The 19,473-nt window shown below is 61.2% G+C and carries 17 protein-coding genes; 15 read left to right on the top strand and 2 right to left on the bottom strand.

Going from position 1 to position 19,473, the window contains the following annotated elements; all coding sequences use genetic code 11:
• Positions 1-24 precede the first annotated feature (24 nt).
• From nuoG to nuoN, 8 genes are all read left to right on the top strand, one after another.
• Entirely contained in the window at positions 25-2,763 is a 2,739-nt protein-coding gene (gene nuoG, locus ACUTQY_RS04565) for an NADH-quinone oxidoreductase subunit NuoG (RefSeq protein ID WP_046688522.1), read from the top strand.
• Positions 2,760-3,737, top strand: coding sequence for an NADH-quinone oxidoreductase subunit NuoH (gene nuoH, locus ACUTQY_RS04560; protein ID WP_033643858.1), 978 nt, complete (start codon positions 2,760-2,762; stop codon positions 3,735-3,737). Before nuoG ends, nuoH begins: the two co-directional genes overlap by 4 nt.
• Before the next feature lie 14 nt (positions 3,738-3,751).
• Positions 3,752-4,294, top strand: coding sequence for an NADH-quinone oxidoreductase subunit NuoI (gene nuoI, locus ACUTQY_RS04555; protein WP_025160170.1), 543 nt, complete (start codon positions 3,752-3,754; stop codon positions 4,292-4,294).
• Between the two features lie 13 nt (positions 4,295-4,307).
• Positions 4,308-4,865, top strand: coding sequence for an NADH-quinone oxidoreductase subunit J (gene nuoJ, locus ACUTQY_RS04550; RefSeq protein ID WP_019453717.1), 558 nt, complete (start codon positions 4,308-4,310; stop codon positions 4,863-4,865).
• On the top strand, positions 4,862-5,164 hold the full coding sequence (gene nuoK, locus ACUTQY_RS04545; RefSeq protein WP_004936014.1) for an NADH-quinone oxidoreductase subunit NuoK: 303 nt from the start codon (positions 4,862-4,864) through the stop codon (positions 5,162-5,164). The genes nuoJ and nuoK overlap by 4 nt, the downstream gene beginning before the upstream one ends.
• Complete coding sequence (nuoL, locus tag ACUTQY_RS04540; protein WP_046687545.1) at positions 5,161-7,008, top strand: NADH-quinone oxidoreductase subunit L; 1,848 nt, start codon at positions 5,161-5,163, stop codon at positions 7,006-7,008. The genes nuoK and nuoL overlap by 4 nt, the downstream gene beginning before the upstream one ends.
• Positions 7,009-7,103: 95 nt before the next feature.
• Positions 7,104-8,633: an NADH-quinone oxidoreductase subunit M gene (nuoM, locus tag ACUTQY_RS04535; protein WP_004936002.1), complete on the top strand. Its 1,530-nt coding sequence runs from the start codon at positions 7,104-7,106 to the stop codon at positions 8,631-8,633.
• A 6-nt stretch (positions 8,634-8,639) separates the two neighbouring features.
• The gene (gene nuoN / locus ACUTQY_RS04530; protein ID WP_033635324.1) at positions 8,640-10,097 is read left to right on the top strand and encodes an NADH-quinone oxidoreductase subunit NuoN; all 1,458 of its coding nucleotides are present in this window, start codon (positions 8,640-8,642) and stop codon (positions 10,095-10,097) included.
• Positions 10,098-10,156: 59 nt separating this feature from the next.
• On the opposite strand, the gene ACUTQY_RS04525 is transcribed toward nuoN, so the two are convergent.
• Entirely contained in the window at positions 10,157-11,032 is an 876-nt protein-coding gene (locus ACUTQY_RS04525; protein ID WP_046687544.1) for a LysR family transcriptional regulator, read from the bottom strand.
• A gap of 288 nt (positions 11,033-11,320) precedes the next feature.
• Here ACUTQY_RS04525 and ACUTQY_RS04520 point away from each other — a divergent pair, with 288 nt between their 5' ends.
• Together ACUTQY_RS04520 and ACUTQY_RS04515 are read left to right on the top strand one after the other, a co-directional pair.
• Positions 11,321-12,556, top strand: a complete 1,236-nt coding sequence (locus tag ACUTQY_RS04520; RefSeq protein WP_042785096.1) for an MFS transporter — start codon at positions 11,321-11,323, stop codon at positions 12,554-12,556.
• Positions 12,557-12,686: 130 nt separating this feature from the next.
• Entirely contained in the window at positions 12,687-13,196 is a 510-nt protein-coding gene (locus tag ACUTQY_RS04515; RefSeq protein WP_033643854.1) for a DUF1097 domain-containing protein, read from the top strand.
• On the opposite strand, the gene ACUTQY_RS04510 is transcribed toward ACUTQY_RS04515, so the two are convergent.
• On the bottom strand, positions 13,176-14,159 hold the full coding sequence (locus tag ACUTQY_RS04510; RefSeq protein WP_046687543.1) for a LacI family DNA-binding transcriptional regulator: 984 nt from the start codon (positions 14,157-14,159) through the stop codon (positions 13,176-13,178). The two genes, ACUTQY_RS04515 and ACUTQY_RS04510, sit on opposite strands and share 21 nt — an antisense overlap.
• Positions 14,160-14,427: 268 nt before the next feature.
• Between ACUTQY_RS04510 and idnO the strand changes: the two genes are divergently transcribed.
• The 5 genes from idnO (at position 14,428) to menH (ending at position 19,464) form a co-directional block, all read left to right on the top strand.
• Positions 14,428-15,192, top strand: coding sequence for a gluconate 5-dehydrogenase (idnO, locus tag ACUTQY_RS04505; protein ID WP_033643852.1), 765 nt, complete (start codon positions 14,428-14,430; stop codon positions 15,190-15,192).
• Between the two features lie 23 nt (positions 15,193-15,215).
• On the top strand, positions 15,216-16,247 hold the full coding sequence (gene idnD / locus ACUTQY_RS04500; RefSeq protein ID WP_033643851.1) for an L-idonate 5-dehydrogenase: 1,032 nt from the start codon (positions 15,216-15,218) through the stop codon (positions 16,245-16,247).
• A gap of 81 nt (positions 16,248-16,328) precedes the next feature.
• On the top strand, positions 16,329-16,640 hold the full coding sequence (elaB, locus tag ACUTQY_RS04495; RefSeq protein ID WP_033643850.1) for a stress response protein ElaB: 312 nt from the start codon (positions 16,329-16,331) through the stop codon (positions 16,638-16,640).
• 380 nt (positions 16,641-17,020) lie between these two features.
• Positions 17,021-18,697 carry a 2-succinyl-5-enolpyruvyl-6-hydroxy-3-cyclohexene-1-carboxylic-acid synthase gene (gene menD / locus ACUTQY_RS04490; RefSeq protein ID WP_046687542.1) on the top strand — a complete coding sequence of 559 codons (1,677 nt, stop codon included), beginning with the start codon at positions 17,021-17,023 and terminating at the stop codon, positions 18,695-18,697.
• Positions 18,694-19,464: a 2-succinyl-6-hydroxy-2,4-cyclohexadiene-1-carboxylate synthase gene (gene menH, locus ACUTQY_RS04485; RefSeq protein ID WP_046687541.1), complete on the top strand. Its 771-nt coding sequence runs from the start codon at positions 18,694-18,696 to the stop codon at positions 19,462-19,464. Before menD ends, menH begins: the two co-directional genes overlap by 4 nt.
• Positions 19,465-19,473 lie beyond the last annotated feature (9 nt).

Genomic DNA, 19,473 nt, shown 5'->3' with positions numbered 1-19,473 from the left:
AGGCCACTTGGAAGCATGCTGACTATGGCTACGATTCATGTAGACGGCAAAGAGTATGAGGTAGACGGAGCGGACAACCTGCTGCAGGCTTGTCTCTCCCTCGGCCTTGATATTCCTTACTTTTGCTGGCATCCGGCGCTGGGAAGCGTCGGCGCTTGCCGCCAATGTGCGGTAAAGCAATACCAAAACGCGGAAGATACGCGCGGCCGTTTGGTGATGTCCTGTATGACCCCGGCATCCGATGGCACCTTCATCTCCATCGATGACGGCGAAGCGAAGCAGTTCCGTGAAAGCGTGGTCGAGTGGTTGATGACCAACCACCCGCACGATTGCCCGGTCTGTGAGGAAGGCGGTAACTGTCACCTGCAGGATATGACGGTAATGACCGGCCACAGCTTCCGTCGCTACCGCTTCACCAAGCGCACCCACAACAACCAGGAGCTGGGGCCGTTTATCTCACACGAGATGAACCGCTGCATCGCCTGCTATCGCTGCGTGCGTTACTACAAAGACTATGCGGACGGCACCGACTTCGGCGTGTACGGCGCGCACGACAACGTCTACTTCGGTCGCCCGGAAAGCGGCACGCTGGAAAGCGAGTTCTCCGGCAACCTGGTGGAAGTGTGCCCGACCGGCGTCTTCACCGACAAAACGCACTCCGAACGCTACAACCGTAAATGGGACATGCAGTTCGCGCCGAGCATTTGCCAGCAGTGCAGCATCGGCTGTAACACCAGCCCGGGCGAGCGCTATGGCGAGCTGCGCCGTATCGAAAACCGTTACAACGGCAGCGTGAACCACTACTTCCTGTGCGACCGCGGCCGTTTCGGTTACGGCTACGTCAACCAGAAAGATCGTCCGCGTCAACCGCAGCAGCTGCGCGGCGACGACTGGATAACCCTGAACGCCGAGCAGGCGATGCAGGGCGCGGCGGACATCCTGCGTCAGGCGCAGAAAACCATCGGCATCGGCTCCCCGCGCGCCAGCCTGGAAAGCAACTTCGCGTTGCGCGAGCTGGTCGGCGCCGAGAACTACTACACCGGTATCGCTCAGGCGGAGCAATCACGCCTGGCGCTGATGCTGAACGTGCTGAAGAACGGCGGCGTTCATACGCCGGCGCTGCGTGAGATCGAAGATTACGACGCGGTGCTGGTGCTGGGCGAAGACCTGACGCAAACCGGCGCGCGCATCGCGCTGTCCGTGCGTCAGGCCGTCAAGGGTAAAGCCCGCGCGATGGCGGCGGCGCAGCGCGTTGCCGACTGGCAGATCGCGGCGGTGCAGAACATCGGCCAGCACGCCAAGTACCCGCTGTTCACCACCAACGTCGACAACACCCGCCTGGACGACATCGCCGCCTGGAACTACCGCGCGCCGGTAGACGAGCAGGCGCGCTTTGGCTTCGCCATCGCGCACGCGCTGGATAGCGCAGCGCCGGCGGTGAACGATCTGGCCGATGGCCTGAACAAGAAAGTCGACATCATCGTGCAGGCGCTGACCGGCGCACGCAAACCGCTGATCATTACCGGCAGCAACGCCGGCAGCGAAGCCATCATCGAAGCGGCGGCCAACATCGCCAAAGCGTTGAAGGGCCGCGGTTCCGACGTCGGCATCACCTTCGTGGCGGGCGCCGCCAACAGCATGGGCCTGGCGATGATCGGCGGCGGTTCGCTCGATCAGGCGCTGGAACAGCTGGCGAGCGGCGCAGCCGATACCGCCATCGTGATGGAAAACGATCTCTATCGCCATGCGCCGGCGGCGCAGGTGGACGCAGCGTTGGCCAAGGTCAATAACCTGATCGTCGCCGATCACCAGCGCACCGCGATCATGGACAAAGCCAACCTGATCCTCTCCTCGGCCAGCTTTGCCGAGAGCGACGGTACGCTGATCAACCAGGAAGGCCGCGCGCAGCGCTTCTTCCAGGTATACGATCCGGCTTACTACGACGACGCCAAGAAGAATCAGTTCACTGTGATGCTGGAAAGCTGGCGCTGGATGCACTCGCTGCACTCCACCTACACCAGCCGCCATGTGGACTGGACTCAGCTCGATGACGTGATCGCCGCTTGCGTCGCCGCGTTGCCGCAGCTGCAGGGCATCGTCGATGCCGCGCCGGACGCGACTTTCCGCATTCGCGGTCAGAAGCTGGCGCGTTCGCCGCACCGTTCCAGCGGCCGTACCGCCATGCGCGCCAACATCAGCGTGCACGAGCCGCGTCAGCCGCAGGATAAAGACACCATGTTCGCCTTCTCGATGGAAGGGAACAACAGCCCGCTGGCCGATCGTCAGCAGATCCCGTTCGCCTGGGCGCCAGGCTGGAACTCACCGCAAGCATGGAACAAGTTCCAGGCTGAAGTGGGCGGCAAATTGCGCCACGGCGATCCGGGCGTGCGCCTGATCGAAGCGGGGGAGGGCAGCCTCGGTTACTTCGACCGCGTGCCAGCCGCCTTCAATCCGAACGACGGCTGGCGTGTCGCGCCTTACTACCACCTGTTCGGCAGCGATGAAATGTCGCAGCGCTCTCACGTGATCCAGCAGCGCATGCCGGAAGCCTACGTTATGGTCAACCCGGCCGACGCGGCGACGCTTGGCGTCAACGCGGGCAGCCTGGTGGAGTTCAGCTGTGCGGGCCAGACCTTGCGTCTGCCGGTGCGTCTGAGTGAAACCCTGACCCAGGGCCAGGTTGGTTTGCCGCTCGGCTTGCCAGGGATCCCGCCGATCTTGGTGGGTGCTAAGGTAGACAATCTGCGGGAGGCGGCACGATGAGCTGGTTTACCCCTGAGGTGATCGACATTCTGATCGCCGTTCTTAAAGCGGTCGTGATCCTGTTGGTGGTCGTGGCGTGCGGGGCGTTCATGAGCTTCGGCGAACGCCGCCTGCTCGGCCTGTTCCAGAACCGTTACGGACCGAACCGCGTAGGCTGGGGCGGCTCGCTGCAGCTGGTCGCCGACATGATCAAAATGTTCTTCAAGGAAGACTGGGTGCCGAGATTCTCCGACCGGGTGATCTTCACCCTGGCGCCGATGATCGCCTTTACTTCCCTGTTGCTGGCATTTGCCATCGTACCGGTCAGCCCGACCTGGGCGGTGTCCGATCTCAACATCGGTATTCTGTTCTTCCTGATGATGGCCGGCCTGGCGGTGTACGCCGTGCTGTTCGCCGGCTGGTCGAGCAACAACAAATACTCGCTGTTGGGCGCGATGCGCGCTTCTGCGCAAACCCTGAGCTACGAAGTGTTCATCGGCCTGTCGCTGATGGGCGTGGTGATGCAGGCGGGTTCGTTCAACATGCAGGCTATCGTTGAATCGCAGGCGCACGTCTGGAACGTCATTCCGCAGTTCTTCGGCTTCGTGACCTTCGCGATCGCCGGCGTGGCGGTGTGTCACCGTCACCCGTTTGACCAGCCGGAAGCCGAGCAGGAACTGGCTGACGGTTACCACATCGAATATTCCGGCATGAAGTTCGGTCTGTTCTTCGTGGGGGAATACATCGGTATCGTCACCGTGTCCGCCCTGATTGTGACGTTGTTCTTCGGCGGCTGGCAGGGTCCGTTCCTGCCGCCATTCATCTGGTTCGCGTTGAAAACGGCCTTCTTCATGATGATGTTCATCCTGATCCGCGCCGCGCTGCCGCGTCCGCGTTATGACCAGGTGATGTCTTTCGGCTGGAAAGTGTGCCTGCCGCTGACGCTGCTGAACCTGCTGGCAACCGCCGCGGTCATTTTGTACAACGCTCAATAAGGGGTGAATAAACCATGACATTGAAAGAGTTAGTGGTTGGTTTCGGCACCCAGGTGCGCAGCATTTGGATGATTGGCATGCATGCCTTCGCCAAGCGTGAAACCCAGATGTACCCGGAAGAACCGGTTTACCTGCCGCCGCGCTACCGCGGCCGCATCGTGCTGACGCGCGATCCGGACGGCGAAGAGCGCTGCGTCGCCTGTAACCTGTGTGCGGTTGCCTGCCCGGTCGGCTGTATCTCGCTGCAAAAAGCGGAACAGAAAGACGGCCGTTGGTATCCGGAGTTCTTCCGCATCAACTTCTCGCGCTGCATCTTCTGTGGCCTGTGCGAAGAGGCTTGCCCGACTACCGCTATCCAGCTGACGCCGGATTTCGAACTGGGTGAGTACAAGCGTCAGGATCTGGTGTACGAAAAAGAAGATCTGTTGATCTCGGGGCCGGGTAAATATCCGGAATATAACTTCTACCGGATGGCCGGTATGGCGATTGACGGCAAAGCCAAAGGCGAAGCCGAAAACGAAGCCAAACCGATCGACGTCAAAGGTCTGTTGCCCTAAGGAGCCAGCAAGCATGGAAATTGCATTTTATCTGGCAGGTTTGATTGCGGTGGCCGCGACGATTCGCGTGATCACCCATACCAACCCTGTGCATGCGCTGCTGTATCTGATCGTCTCGTTATTGGCGATCTCGGCAGTCTTCTTCTCTCTCGGCGCCTACTTTGCCGCCGCGTTGGAAATCATCGTTTATGCGGGCGCCATCATGGTGCTGTTCGTGTTCGTGGTGATGATGCTGAACCTCGGCAACGTGCAGCAGCAAGAGCGCGACTGGATGAAGCCGACGGTGTGGATCGGGCCTGGCCTGCTGTCGCTGGCGCTGCTGGTGGTATTGATCGTCGCGATCCGCAGCGTATCCGATCAGGGTATCAGCGGTGAGATGGTCGACGCGAAGGCGGTGGGCATCAGCCTGTTCGGGCCTTACGTACTGGCGGTTGAGCTGGCTTCAATGCTGCTGTTGGCGGGTCTGGTTGTCGCCTTCCATATCGGCCGCGAGCACAAGCCTGGCGAGGTGCTGAGCAACGCGCCGGCGAGTGGCGAAATGGCGAGAAGAAAATCGGAGGAGCAAGCATGATCCCTCTTCAACATGGCCTGATCCTGGCGGCTATCCTGTTTGTGCTCGGGCTGACCGGGCTGCTGGTGCGCCGCAACCTGCTGTTTATGCTGATCAGCCTGGAAGTGATGATCAACGCTGCGGCGTTGGCGTTTATCGTGGCGGGAAGCTACTGGGGCCAGGCGGACGGACAGGTGATGTACATCCTGGCGATCAGCCTGGCGGCAGCCGAGGCCAGTATCGGCCTGGCGCTGCTGCTGCAGCTCTACCGTCGTCGTCATACCCTGAATATTGATACTGTCAGTGAGATGCGCGGATGAACCTATTATATTTAACAATTCTGCTACCGCTGATCGGGTTCCTGCTGTTGGCATTTTCCCGCGGTCGTTGGTCTGAAAACACGGCGGCCACCGTCGGCGTGGGTTCTATCGGCCTGGCTGCGCTGGTCACGGTCTATGTGGCGATGGATTTCTTCGCCCAGAAAGCCGCCGGCGTGCAGCTGTTCGAGCAAAGCCTGTGGACCTGGATGGCCGTCGGCAACTTCAATATCGGCGTGACCCTGGTGCTGGACGGCCTGTCGCTGACCATGCTGTCGGTGGTCACCGGCGTCGGCTTCTTCATCCACATGTTCGCTTCCTGGTACATGCGCGGTGAAGAGGGCTATTCGCGCTTCTTCGCTTACACCAACCTGTTTATCGCCAGCATGGTGGTATTGGTGCTGGCGGACAACCTGCTGTTGATGTACCTGGGTTGGGAAGGCGTGGGCCTGTGCAGCTACCTGTTGATCGGTTTCTACTACAAAGATCCGGCCAACGGCGCGGCGGCGATGAAAGCCTTTATCGTGACCCGCGTGGGCGACGTGTTCCTGGCGTTCGCGCTGTTCACCCTCTACAACGAGCTGGGCACGCTGAACATCCGCGAGCTGATGATCCTGGCGCCGCAAAAACTGGCGGTGGGCGACACAGCCATCACCTGGGCGACCCTGATGCTGCTGGGCGGCGCGGTCGGCAAATCGGCGCAGCTGCCGTTGCAAACCTGGTTGGCGGACGCGATGGCGGGCCCAACCCCGGTTTCCGCACTGATCCACGCGGCGACCATGGTGACCGCGGGCGTCTATCTGATCGCCCGCACGCACGGCCTGTTCCTGATGGCGCCGGAAGTGCTGCACCTGGTGGGCATCGTCGGTGCGGTCACTCTGCTGCTGGCCGGCTTCGCCGCGCTGGTGCAGACCGACATCAAGCGCGTGCTCGCTTACTCCACCATGAGCCAGATCGGTTACATGTTCCTGGCGCTGGGCGTGCAGGCATGGGACGCGGCGATCTTCCACCTGATGACCCACGCGTTCTTCAAGGCGCTGCTGTTCCTGTCGTCCGGTTCGGTGATCCTGGCTTGCCACCACGAGCAAAACATCTTCAAGATGGGCGGTCTGCGCAAGAGCATCCCGCTGGTGTACGTCTGCTTCCTGGTGGGCGGCGCGGCGCTGTCTGCGTTGCCGCTGGTCACGGCCGGCTTCTTCAGTAAGGACGAGATCCTGGCGGGCGCGATGGCCAACGGCCACATCAACCTGATGGTTGCCGGCCTGGTCGGTGCGTTCATGACCTCGCTGTACACCTTCCGTATGATTTTCATCGTGTTCCATGGCGAAGAGAAAATCAAAGCGCATGCCGGTAAAGGCATCACTCACCACTTGCCACTGCTGGTTCTGCTGGTGCTGTCCACCTTCGTCGGCGCGATGATCGTGCCGCCATTGCAGGGCGTGCTGCCGGAGACCACCGAGCTGGCGCACGGCAGCGTGCTGCGGCTTGAAATCACCTCCGGCGTGGTGGCTATCGTCGGCATTCTGCTGGCGGCCGCGCTGTGGCTGGGCAAACGCAGCCTGGTCAACAGCATCGCCAACAGCGCGCCGGGTCGTTTCTTCTCGACCTGGTGGTTCCATGCCTGGGGCTTCGACTGGCTGTATGACAAAGTGTTCGTCAAGCCGTACCTGGGCATTGCGAAGCTGCTGCAACGCGATCCGCTGAACTCGCTGATGAATCTGCCGGCCGTCTTCTCCCGCTGGGGGAACCGCGGTCTGACGGTGAGCGAGAACGGTCAGGTGCGTTGGTATATAGCGTCTATGGGTGTGGGTGCAGTGGTCGTATTGGCTCTGTTGATTTTGGTTTAATTGAATAATTTAAACAGACGCATTTTTCGGGCGTAGCGCCGGGCAGGCGCTACGTACAAAGTTTGAAATTATTCGTATAAGGGACACAAAACGCCATGCTATTACCTTGGCTAATTCTTATCCCCTTTATCGGCGGTCTGCTGTGCTGGCAGCTTGAGCGCTTCGGTACTAAGGTGCCGCGCTGGATAGCGCTGATCGCAATGGGGCTGACGTTGGCGCTCTCTCTGCAGCTGTGGATGCAGGGCGGCTATACATTGACCACGCCGAAAGGCATTCCGCAGTGGCAGAGCGAATTCCTGCTGCCGTGGATCCCGCGCTTCGGCATCTCCATCCACCTGGCGCTGGACGGTCTGTCGCTGCTGATGGTGGTGTTGACCGGTCTGCTGGGCGTGCTGGCGATCCTCTGTTCCTGGCGTGAAATCCAGAAGTATCAGGGCTTCTTCCACCTCAACCTGCTGTGGATCCTGGGCGGCGTTATCGGCGTGTTCCTCGCCATCGACATGTTCCTGTTCTTCTTCTTCTGGGAAATGATGTTGGTGCCGATGTACTTCCTGATCGCGCTGTGGGGTCACAAGGCATCGGACGGTAAAACCCGCATCACCGCGGCGACCAAGTTCTTCATCTACACCCAGGCCAGCGGTCTGGTGATGCTGATTGCGATCCTGGGCCTGGTGTTCGTGCACTACAACGCCACCGGCGTGTGGACCTTCGATTACGAAGACCTGCTGCAAACGCCGATGTCCCACAACGTGCAATATCTGCTGATGCTGGGCTTCTTCATCGCCTTCGCGGTGAAAATGCCGGTGGTGCCGCTGCACGGCTGGTTGCCGGACGCGCACAGCCAGGCGCCGACCGCAGGTTCCGTCGACCTGGCGGGCATCTTGCTGAAAACCGCGGCCTATGGCCTGTTGCGTTTCAGCCTGCCGCTGTTCCCTGAGGCTTCGCACGAGTTTGCGCCAATCGCCATGTGGCTGGGCGTGGTCGGCATCTTCTACGGCGCCTGGATGGCGTTCGCGCAGACCGACATCAAGCGTCTTATCGCCTACACCTCGGTATCGCACATGGGCTTCGTGCTGATCGCCATCTACACCGGCAGCCAGCTGGCTTACCAGGGCGCCGTGATCCAGATGATCGCGCACGGTCTGTCCGCCGCCGGTATGTTTATCATCTGCGGCCAGCTGTATGAACGTCTGCATACGCGCGACATGCGCCAGATGGGCGGCCTGTGGGGGCGTATCAAGTTCATCCCTGCACTGTCGCTGTTCTTCGCCGTGGCTACGCTGGGGATGCCGGGTACCGGTAACTTCGTCGGCGAATTCATGATTCTGTTCGGCAGCTACCAGGTGGTGCCGGTGATCACCGTGATCTCCACCTTCGGTCTGGTGTTCGCTTCGGTTTACTCGCTGATCATGATGCAGCGCGCTTACTACGGTGCGCCTAAATCCGACCAGCCGCTGCAGGGCATGACCGCGCGCGAACTGTTCATCATTCTGCTGCTGGTGGTGTTGCTGGTTCTGCTGGGGGTTTACCCGCAGCCGATTCTGGATACTTCCAACGCGGCGATGAGCAACGTGCAACACTGGTTTGGTTCGTCAGTTTCAGCAATTTCAACAACAAGGCCGTAATTCGCCATGACAATAACTCCTCAACAACTGATCGCACTGCTGCCGCTGTTGATCGTCGGATTGACGGTGGTGGTTGTGATGCTAGGCATTGCGTGGCGACGCGACCACTTTATCAACGCCACCCTGACCGTGATCGGTCTCAACCTGGCGCTGCTTTCGCTGTACTTTGTCGGCCAGGCAGGCCCAATGGACGTCACCCCGCTGCTGCGGGTTGACGGCTACTCGATGTTCTACACCGGGCTGGTGCTGCTGGCGAGTCTGGCGACCTGCACCTTCGCGTATCCGTGGCTGGTCGGCTATCCGGATAACCGCGAAGAGTTCTACCTGCTGGTGCTGATCGCCGCCATGGGCGGCATCCTGCTGGCGAGCGCCAACCATCTGGCTTCGCTGTTCATCGGTATCGAGCTGATCTCGCTGCCGCTGTTCGGCCTGGTGGGCTACGCCTACCGCCAGAAGCGCCCGCTGGAAGCCGCCATCAAGTACATGCTGCTGTCCGCCGCCGCGTCGTCGTTCCTGCTGTTCGGCATGGCGCTGCTGTACGCCGAATCCGGCGATCTGTCGCTGGCCGGCCTCGGCAAGAGCCTGCAGGAAAACATGATGCACCAGCCGCTGATCCTGGCCGGCATGGGCATGATGATCGTCGGTCTGGGCTTCAAGCTGTCGCTGGTGCCGTTCCAACTGTGGACGCCGGACGTTTATCAGGGCGCGCCTGCGCCGGTCTCGACCTTCCTGGCGACCGCCAGCAAGATCGCGATCTTTGCGGTCGTGATGCGTCTGTTCCTGTATGCCCCGGCCGCCGACAACGAAGCGCTGCGCATGGTGTTGTCGATCATCGCGTTCTGCTCCATCTTGTTCGGTAACCTGATGGCCATCAGCCAGACCAACATCAAGCGTCTGCTGGGCTACTCGTCGATCGCTCATCTGGGCTACCTGCTGGTGGCGCTGATTGCGGTGCAAACCCATCAACTGTCGCTGGAAACCGCCGGCGTTTATCTGGCCGGTTACCTGTTCAGCAGCCTGGGCGCCTTCGGCGTGGTCAGCCTGATGTCCAGCCCATACCGCGGCCCGGATGCGGATTCGCTGTTCTCTTACCGTGGTCTGTTCTGGCACAAGCCAATCTTGTCCGCGGTAATGACGGTGATGATGCTGTCGCTGGCCGGTATCCCGATGACGCTGGGCTTTATCGGTAAGTTCTTCGTGATCGCGATGGGCGTCAGCGCGCACCTGTGGTGGCTGACCGGCGCAGTCGTGGTAGGCAGCGCCATCGGCCTGTATTACTACCTGCGCGTGACCGTCAGTCTGTTCCTCAGCGCGCCGGAATCGCTGCAGCGCGACACCCCGAACAACTGGGCGTTGACTGCCGGTGGCGTCGTGGTGCTGATCTCAGCCGCGCTGGTGCTGCTGTTGGGGGTTTATCCTCAGCCGCTGATTTCGCTGGTGCAGATGGCTCAGCCGACGTTCTGATAACGCTTCAGACGGTAAAAAGGTCGCTTCGGCGGCCTTTTTTTATGGAGAAACGGCACTCAGCCGTAATGGGCGCTAAACGACGTTTCCAGCGCCTGCACCACCGCGCGCACGCGAGCGGCGCGTTGCAAATCGGGGTGCAGCACCAGCCAGATATCCACCCAGTCTTTGCTCTCGGGAAAGAGGCGCACCAGTTCCGGGTCGTGGTCGGCCAGGCACGACAAGAGCAGCCCGATGCCCAGCCCGCTGCGGGTGGCCGAACGTAACAACAGCTGCGAATTGCATTGCAGCACGGCGTTGGGCTCGAACAGGGTCTCGCCGCCGAAATTGCTCCAGTGGCGCGGCACCAGTTCGCGCGGGAACATCAGCAGATCGTGGCCGCGCAGCTGCTCGCCTTTGACCGGCATGCCGCGTTGCGCCAGATAGTGCGGGCTGGCGTACAGGCCCATTTCGATAGTGGCTAAGCGTTTGATGATCAGCTCATCGTCATCGGGGCGCGCGCCGCGGATCGCCAGATCCGCGCTGTGGTAAGCGATATCGGTGATGTTCAGCGCCGTCAACAGCGTGACGGTGATGGCCGGATAGCGTTGCCGCAGATCTTGCAGCGCCGGTATCACGAAGGCTTCGGCCAGGGTATCGGTGGTGGCGATGCGCACGTTGCCGCACAGACTTTCGTCGCCGCCGGCGGCTTTGCGAGCGATCGCCTGCACGGCATTTTCCATCTTCATCATGTCCGCCAGCATGGATTCGCCCAGCGGGCTGAGGGAGAAGGATTTTGGCGTGCGGATAAATAATTTCGAACCCAGCGAGTTTTCCAGGGCGGTGAGACGTCGGCCGACGGTCGCTTGATCAACCTGCAGCTGGTTGGCGGCTTTACGTAACGTGCCGCAGCGTGCGACGGCCAGAAAGAAGCGCGCGTCATCCCAATTCATCATGCCATTTCCTCTCTGCAGATTTGTCGGCGCCAGGGGAGCAGTGCGGGCCGGGCGAACGATACCGGTATCTATCATAAAGCGTTGTTCCGCCTGGAGGGAGAGAAAGACGGTCAACGGCACGCACATCGGCGGTTATTTCTCCGGTGATGCAAGAATGCATCAGGGTGATTCATTCTTGACGATACTTCGCCCGTCGTCGTAACGCTATGATAAGCGCCGTTCCCGGCAGACCGGGTGAGGAAAGACGACGATGGCAGGCCGCCGCCTGCCGACTTTGGGAGTGGAAGCATGTCAGAAAATACCGCCATCCAGGACGCGGCGCCAGCAAACGCACAGGCGTCGCGCACGGCCATTTTACTGTTCCTGGCGCTGGCTTTGATGTCGGCATTGCTGAACAGCAGCGCGCCGACGCCGCTTTATCCGCTGTATCAGCAGCAGCTTGCGCTAAGCTCGGTCAGTCTGACCGTCATCTACGGCGCCTATGCCGCCGGCGTGCTGATCTCTTTGTTCGGCGTCGGCAATCTGGCCGGCAAAGTAAAGGATTTACGCAGCATGATCGTGCCGGCGTTGCTGGTGGTGTTGAGCGGCGCGCTGCTGTTCGCGCTGGCTGATACCTTTGCCATGATGCTGATGGCGCGGCTGCTGGCCGGGGTAGGCACCGGGGCGCTGACCGGCGCGGCGAACATCGCGTTGGTGCGGTTTGGGCCGCGCGACGGCGGTAAAAGCGCGGCGTTAATCGCAACGCTGTCATTCACCACCGGATTAGCGCTGGGGCCGATCTTCAGCGGCATCGCTTTGCAGACCGGTTTTCATCCTACGACGCTGCCGTTCGTTTTCATCATGGCCATTGCCGCCATGGCGGCGTTGGGCGTCATGCTGCTGTGGCCGCGTGGCCAGGTTGCGTCGCCGGCCCGCGCTGTGCCGGCCGAACAGGAAAAAAGCACGCTGCTCGATGGCCTGCGCGCTACCGGCGGTAAATTCTTTGTGTGCGCCGGCGCGCTGTTTGTCTGTTGGGCGCTGGCCGCCAGTATTTTGGCAATCGGCCCCGGCGTGGCGGAAACGCTGTTAGGCATGCACCAGCGTGGCGTCTTTGGCTATGCGATTGCGGTGTATCTGCTGATCGCCGGCATCAGCCAGATCCTGAGCCGCCGCGTTAACGCCCGTCATTCGCTGTTGTTCGGTTGCCTGGCGCAGGTGCTGGCGGCAGTGGTGTTCGCCATGGCGATCCAGTGGCATTCTCTGGGGCTGGCGGCGGTGGGGCTGGTGGTGGCCGGCTATGCTTACGGCGCCATTTTCGTCGGCAGCGCGACCCTGGTGAACTTGATTTCGCCGCCGACCAGCCATGCGCGTTTGCTTTCTCTGTTTTACGTTATCGCTTATATCGCCAACTGGGTGCCGATCTTGCTGGGCGTGGTGGTCGATCGCGTCGATCTGCAGCAGGCGACCCATTTGCTGTTCTTGAGCAGCAGCGCAGTGTGCCTGTTGCTGGCATGGAAAACGTCCCGGGTGGGGTTCCCTTGCTAATTATTTTGTGATTAATATCTATTTTTTATAATTAATGATTCTTTAATTACATTTATGATGTGATTTGTATCGCATAAATTGGCCTGTTTTCGGGTAAACTGCGCGCTTTCTTTTTGCTGCAGGTCACTTTATGAACGTTCTTTTCGCCATTGCCGTCACCACCGGGATCCTGTCCGGCGTTTGGGGATGGGTTGCCGTCAGTCTGGGCCTGATCGGTTGGGCCGGTTTTCTCGGCTGCACGGCCTATTTCGCCTGCCCGCAGGGCGGCCTGAAAGGGCTGTTGATCGGCGCGTTGACCTGCTGCAGCGGCGTTTTCTGGGCAATGGTCATCATCCACGGCAGCGAACTGGCGCCGCAATGGAATTTGCTGGGGTATCTGCTGACCGGCGCCGTGGCGTTCTTGATGTGCATACAGGCCAAACAGCAATGGCTGGGGTTCGTGCCCGGCACCTTTATCGGCGCCTGTGCGACCTTCGCCGGCGGCGGCGACTGGCCGCTGGTGACGCTCTCTTTGCTGGTGGGCCTGCTATTCGGCTATGCGATGAAAAACAGCGGGCTGTGGTGGGCGGCGCGCAGCGAAAAAGCCCGCGCCGCACAGCCGGTCAGCCGGCATGCCGGCTCAAACGGTGCCGCCGAGTGAGAGGCGGTAGTGCAGATCGAGACGCTCGGCGCAGGGCTCGCCCGCGATCCGCTGCAGCAACAGTTCACTGGCGGCCTTACCCATCTCAAAGCGCGGCGTGATCACGCTGGCGATGCCCGGCGTGGTCGCCTGGCCGATATCCAGACCGTGAAAACCCGATAGCGCAACCTCCTGCGGCACGCGCACGCCGAGACGCAGGCAGGCCTGCAACACGCCTACCGCCAAATCGTCGTTGGTGCACAGGATACCGTCCAACTGCGGGTAGCGTTCGCGCGCCATTGCCAGCATGTCGGCGCCGATCGAAACCGATGAGACCCGATGCGGCGTGATCTGGCGCGGCGTTTGCCCCTGAGCCGCCATGGCGCGGCAGTAACCCTGGTAACGTTTAATGTCGCGGGCGTCGGACATGGCGCCAAAGTAAACGATATGGCGTTTGCCGCTGGCCAGCAGCGCGGCGGTCATGTCATACCCCGCCTGTTCATTGTCAAATCCCACCGCGATCCGCCCCGGCGGCGCGTCGAGATCCATCACCTGCGCGATGGGAATTTTCGCGGCGGCGAGATAGGTCTCAGCGCGCAAGGTGTGCGCCGAATCGGTGAGGATTAGCCCGGCGATTGGATAAGCCAGCAGCTGTGCAATCTGCTCTTCTTCCCGCTGCGGGCTGTAATCGTAGTTCACCACCAGCGTTTGATAACCCCGCGCCTGGGTGACGGATTCGATGCCGGCCAGCAGATCGGCGAAAATCTGGTTATTGAAAGAGGGGATCAACACGCCGATGCGCGGTTTTCTGCCGGCCTGTGCGGTATCGGCGTCAGTGATGTTCAGCTCCCGCATGACCTGCGCAATGCGTTCAGCGGTGTCGGCCGCCACTTTGTCCGGCGTGCGCAGAAAACGGCTGACGGTCATTTTGGTCACGCCGGCCAATTGCGCGATGTCCTGTAGCGTTACGCGGGGGGGTTTCATTCGGTAGCCTTAACGGGCGGCGCGGCAAGGGTGGATAGCGGTATGTTAACAAATCGATTTGGTGATAACAACGCATGCGATTTTATTGAAAGTGGCTATTTTTCAATTGGATAGATTGGCTTTGTTCTCTTGCTGTCTGCGTGAGTTCACGTTAAGGGTAACAGGGTTTCGTAACATTATTTTCAGTGATTTCCATCACGTTTTTACCGGTAACAATCGGCTGAGATAGAGGCCTGCCCGATTGGAGGCCTGAAGGCCGGGAATTACCATGAACAACCTGTTTTCTCTGGATAACAAAACCGTCTTGATCACCGGCGCCTCGCGCGGCATCGGTTTTCTGCTGGCGCGTGGCCTGGCGCAGCAAGGCGCGCATATTCTGGTCAATGCCACCACCGAAGAACATGCCCGGCACGCTGCCGATCGCCTGCGCGAAGAGGGGCTGCGCGCCGACGCGGCGGCGTTCGACGTCACCGACTCTCAGGCGGTGCATGCCGCCATCGGCCGTATCGAAACGGACATCGGCGCGATAGACGTGTTGATCAACAACGCCGGCATCCAGCGCCGTCATCCCTTCACCGAGTTCCCGGAGCAAGACTGGGACGACATCATCGCCGTCAACCAGAAGGCGGTCTTCATCGTGTCGCAGACCGTGGCCCGTTACATGGTGCCGCGCCGGCGCGGCAAGATAGTCAATATCGGCTCGATGCAAAGCGAGCTGGGGCGGGACACCATCACCCCTTACGCGGCGTCCAAAGGGGCGGTGAAAATGCTGACGCGCGGCATGTGCGTGGAGTTGGCGCGTTACAACATTCAGGTCAACGGCATTGCCCCCGGCTATTTCAAAACCGAGATGACGCAGGCGTTGGCCGACGACCCGGCCTTTACCGCCTGGCTGACCCAGCGCACGCCCGCCGCGCGTTGGGGGGATCCGCAGGAGCTGATCGGCGCGGCGGTGTTCCTGGCCGCCGACGCTTCCAGCTTCGTCAACGGGCAGCTGCTGTTTGTCGATGGCGGCATGTCCGCCGCGGTGTAATCCCTCTTTCGTGGAGTGTTGAGATGAAAATTCAAACCCAGTCCTGCATGGTCAACGGCAAACGAGACGTGGCGGTGATCGCGCAAGAAGTGAATTATCAGGGACAGGGCACGCTGGTGAAAATCCGCCGCGGCGGCATCTGCGGCTCGGATCTGCATTACTTTCAGGAAGGGAAGGTCGGCAATTTTCAGGTACGCCAGCCGATGGTGCTGGGCCACGAGGCGATCGGCGAGGTGGTCGCCAGCGATTCACCGCAGCTGGCGATCGGGCAGAAGGTGGCGCTCAATCCCAGCAAACCCTGCGGGCAGTGCAAATATTGTCTGGCGCAGCAAAGCAATCAGTGCGTCGAGATGCGCTTTTTCGGCAGCGCGATGTATTTCCCGCACGTCGACGGCGCTTTCACCCAATACAAGGTGGTGGATAGCGCGCAGTGCATTCCTTACGCCGCCGATCGCGACGACAGGGTGATGGTATTCGCCGAACCGCTGGCGGTGGCGATCCACGCGGCAAAACAGCCCGGCGCGGTGAAGGGTAAAACGGTTTTCGTGTCCGGCGTCGGCCCGATCGGTTGTTTGCTGGTGGCGGCGCTGAAAGCGCTGGGCGCCGCCGAGATCGTCTGCGCCGATCTCAGCCCGCGCTGTCTGGCGCTCGCCGGCCAGATGGGGGCGGACCGCTGTCTGCATGCCGCAGACGACGATTTCAGCGTATATCAGCAACACAAAGGCTATTTCGACATTGCTTTCGAGGCAGCAGGGCATCCGACGTCGCTGCAGCGCTGCCTGGAAGTCACGCGCGCCAAGGGCACCGTCGTGCAGGTCGGGATGGGCGGCAGCTTCCCTGATTTCCCGCTGATGCTGTTGATCGCCAAGGAGTTGAATCTGCTCGGCTCCTTCCGCTTCGTGGAGGAATTCGCGCTGGCGGTGGCCTGGCTGGCCGGCGATGTGGTCGATCCGCTGCCGCTGCTGTCGGCGGAGTTCGCCGGGGACCAACTGGCGCAGGCGCTGGAGTTTGCCGGTGACAAGCGCCAGGCCGCCAAGGTGCAATTAGTGTTTTAGGGTAAAAGTCCGATGGCCGCAGGTGACGATCGTTGTCTATAGTGTAGGAACGCTTAATTTTTCAACCACGGAGATCTCACGATGGCAAGACATACGGATGCTGAGCAAACTACGCTGGATGACGATCTGAGAATGCTGACCGAAACGCTGGAAGAAGTGTTGCAATACAGCGGCGATCGCGCGGATCAGGCCTACATCGACATCAAGTCGCACGCCGAGCAGGCGCTGAGTGAGGTCAAGGCGCGCTGGGTGAACACCGGCGAATCCTACTATGCCCGCGCCAAAGAAGCGGTGCACCGCACCGACGACTATGTGCGGGATAAACCCTGGCACAGCGTGGGCATCGGCGCCACCGTCGGGCTGGTGCTGGGGCTGCTGCTGGCCCGCAAATAAATCACGCCCCAGGGGCGGCGCAAGCCGCCTCGTTCTTTTCTGCAGACTGTGTGCTTCATCCCGCTGTTTCTCCGATAGTTCTTCCATATCCCGCCTATACTTTCCGCTAGCCGCCGCAGGCGGGGCGCTATTCCCCTGTTTTTTGTGCGGACGAATTGAGGCCATGTCGCCGCAGGTGTAAAGTGTTTGTGTATTTATTGTTTGTTTTTTGTTCTAAATCAAATAATTATCTGGTGTAAACACCCAGGGATATACGGCGTTTTTGCGCTGGCGCAAAAGCCGTGAAAATAACACCTCATATAATACAGAGCGTAACTACAGGCGCGGCGTCCGTCGGCTGCGCCGGGGACGATCTCTGCTAACTGACTTGTGAGCGAACTATGTCGACAAGTGTTTTTAATCGCCGGTGGGCGGCTGTGCTGCTCGAGGCGCTGGCCCGCCATGGGGTGCGGCATGTTTGTATCGCTCCGGGATCGCGCTCCACGCCGTTGACGCTGGCCGCTGCGGCCAACCGATCTTTTATCTGTCATACCCACTTTGATGAACGCGGGCTTGGCCATTTGGCGCTTGGGCTGGCGAAGGCGGCGCGTGAGCCGGTAGCGGTGATTGTCACGTCCGGTACCGCGGCGGCGAACCTTTACCCGGCTTTAATCGAGGCCGGCCTGACCGGTGAGCGGCTGGTGTTTCTCACCGCCGATCGGCCGCCGGAACTGATCGACTGCGGCGCCAATCAGGCGATCCGTCAAAACGGCCTCTACAGCAGCCACCCGACGTTGGCGATCGATCTGCCGCGTCCTACGCCGGATATTCCGGCCGCGTGGCTGGCCTCCAGCGTCGACAGCGCGATGGCGCGCCTGCAGCACGGCGCGTTGCATATTAACTGCCCGTTCGCCGAACCGCTGTACGGCGGCGATGAACGTCAGTATGCCGATTGGTCCGCCGCGCTGGGCGACTGGTGGCAGAGCGATCGGCCTTGGCTGCAGGAAAGCGAGACGCGTGCGGCGCCAGTGCCGCAGCCGGACTGGTTCTTCTGGCGGCAAAAACGCGGCGTGGTGCTGGCTGGCCGCATGAGCGCGGAAGAGGGCGCACAGGTGGCCGACTGGGCCGAGACGCTGGGCTGGCCGCTGATCGGCGATGTGCTGTCGCAGACCGGGCAACCGCTGCCCTGCGCCGATTTATGGCTCGCTCATCCGCAGGCGCAGCGCGTGTTGCAAGACGCGCAGCTGGTGGTGCAGTTCGGCGGCAGTCTGACCGGTAAACGCTTGCTGCAGTGGCAGGCGCAGTGTCGGCCGGAAGAGTATTGGGTCATCGACGAGCTGCCGGGGCGGCTCGATCCGGCCCAGCACCGGGGGCGGCGTCTGCGTGCCGGGGTGGCGCAGTGGTTGGCGCAGCATCCGGCGCAACCGCGCGCGCCGTGGGCCGCCGGGCTGGCGGTCTTGGCGGATAAGGCGCTGACGGCGGCGTCCACGCATCTGCACGATAACTTTGGCGAAGCGCAGCTGGCGCACCGCCTGCCGGAACTGCTGCCGGAGAACGGCCAGCTGTTTCTCGGCAACAGCCTGGTGGTGCGACTGATCGACGCGTTAACCACGCTGCCTGTCGCTTACCCGGTATTCAGCAACCGCGGCGCCAGCGGCATCGACGGTCTGATTTCCACCGCCGCCGGCGTACAGCGCGCCACCGCCAGGCCGACGTTGGCGATGGTGGGCGACCTTTCCGCGTTGTATGACCTCAATGCGCTGGCGTTGTTGCGCCACTGTTCGGCGCCGACGGTGCTGATCGTCGTCAATAACAACGGCGGCCAAATTTTCTCGCTGTTGCCGACGCCGGACGAGGAGCGCCAACGCTTTTACTGCATGCCGCAGAACGTCGAGTTCAGCCACGCGGCGGCGATGTTCCAGCTTGACTACGCGCGGCCGGAAAACTGGCGCCAACTGCAACAGGCGGTTGAGCAAGGCTGGCGGCGCGGCGGCGCCACGCTGATAGAACTGCAGGTGTCGCCGAGCGCAGGGGCCGAGAGTCTGCAATTCCTGGTACAACAGATGGCGGTGCAATGATGCTGGCGACGCGAATTTTGCAACAGGGCGAAGCGGGGCGTCCGTGGCTGGTATGGCTGCACGGCCTGCTGGGCAACAACAATGAATGGCGGGTGATCGCCGCGCGTTGCCCGGAATGGCCGTCGCTGGCCATCGATCTGCCCGGCCACGGCGATTCCGTGGCGGTGAGCTGCCGCGGCTTCGACGACATCAGCGCGCAAATCGCCGCGACCCTGCAACTGCGCAATATTGAACGTTATTGGTTGGTGGGCTACTCGCTCGGCGGGCGCATCGCCATGTATCACGCTTGCCACGGCCGCCATGACGGCCTGCAAGGCGTGATCGTCGAGGGCGGCAACCCGGGGCTTGAGGACGAACAACAGCGCCGCGATCGTTGCGAGCAGGATGCGCGATGGGCGGCGCGTTTTCGCAGTGAGCCGATTGCCGAAGTCCTGGCGGACTGGTATCAGCAACCGGTGTTCAAAGAGCTTAGCCATGTGCACCGCCAGGCGCTGATCGCCGCGCGTTCGGTCAACAGCGGCCCGGCGATTGCCGACATGCTCGAAGCCACCTCGCTCGGCAGACAGCCTTATCTGGCGCCGCAGCTGCGCCAACTGACCGTGCCGCTGCGGGTGCTGTGCGGTGAGAACGACCCCAAATTTCAACGGCTGGCGCGCGACGCCGGGTTGCCGTTGTGCATCGTGCCGCAGGCCGGCCACAACGCGCATCTGGCCAATCCGCAGGATTTCGTCGCCGAGCTGCAGACCTTTCTCGTTAACCCTGGTTAAAGGAACCGA

This window comes from Serratia sp. TSA_130.1, from assembly GCF_052691795.1.
This window is presented reverse-complemented; position numbering and strand designations above follow the sequence as displayed.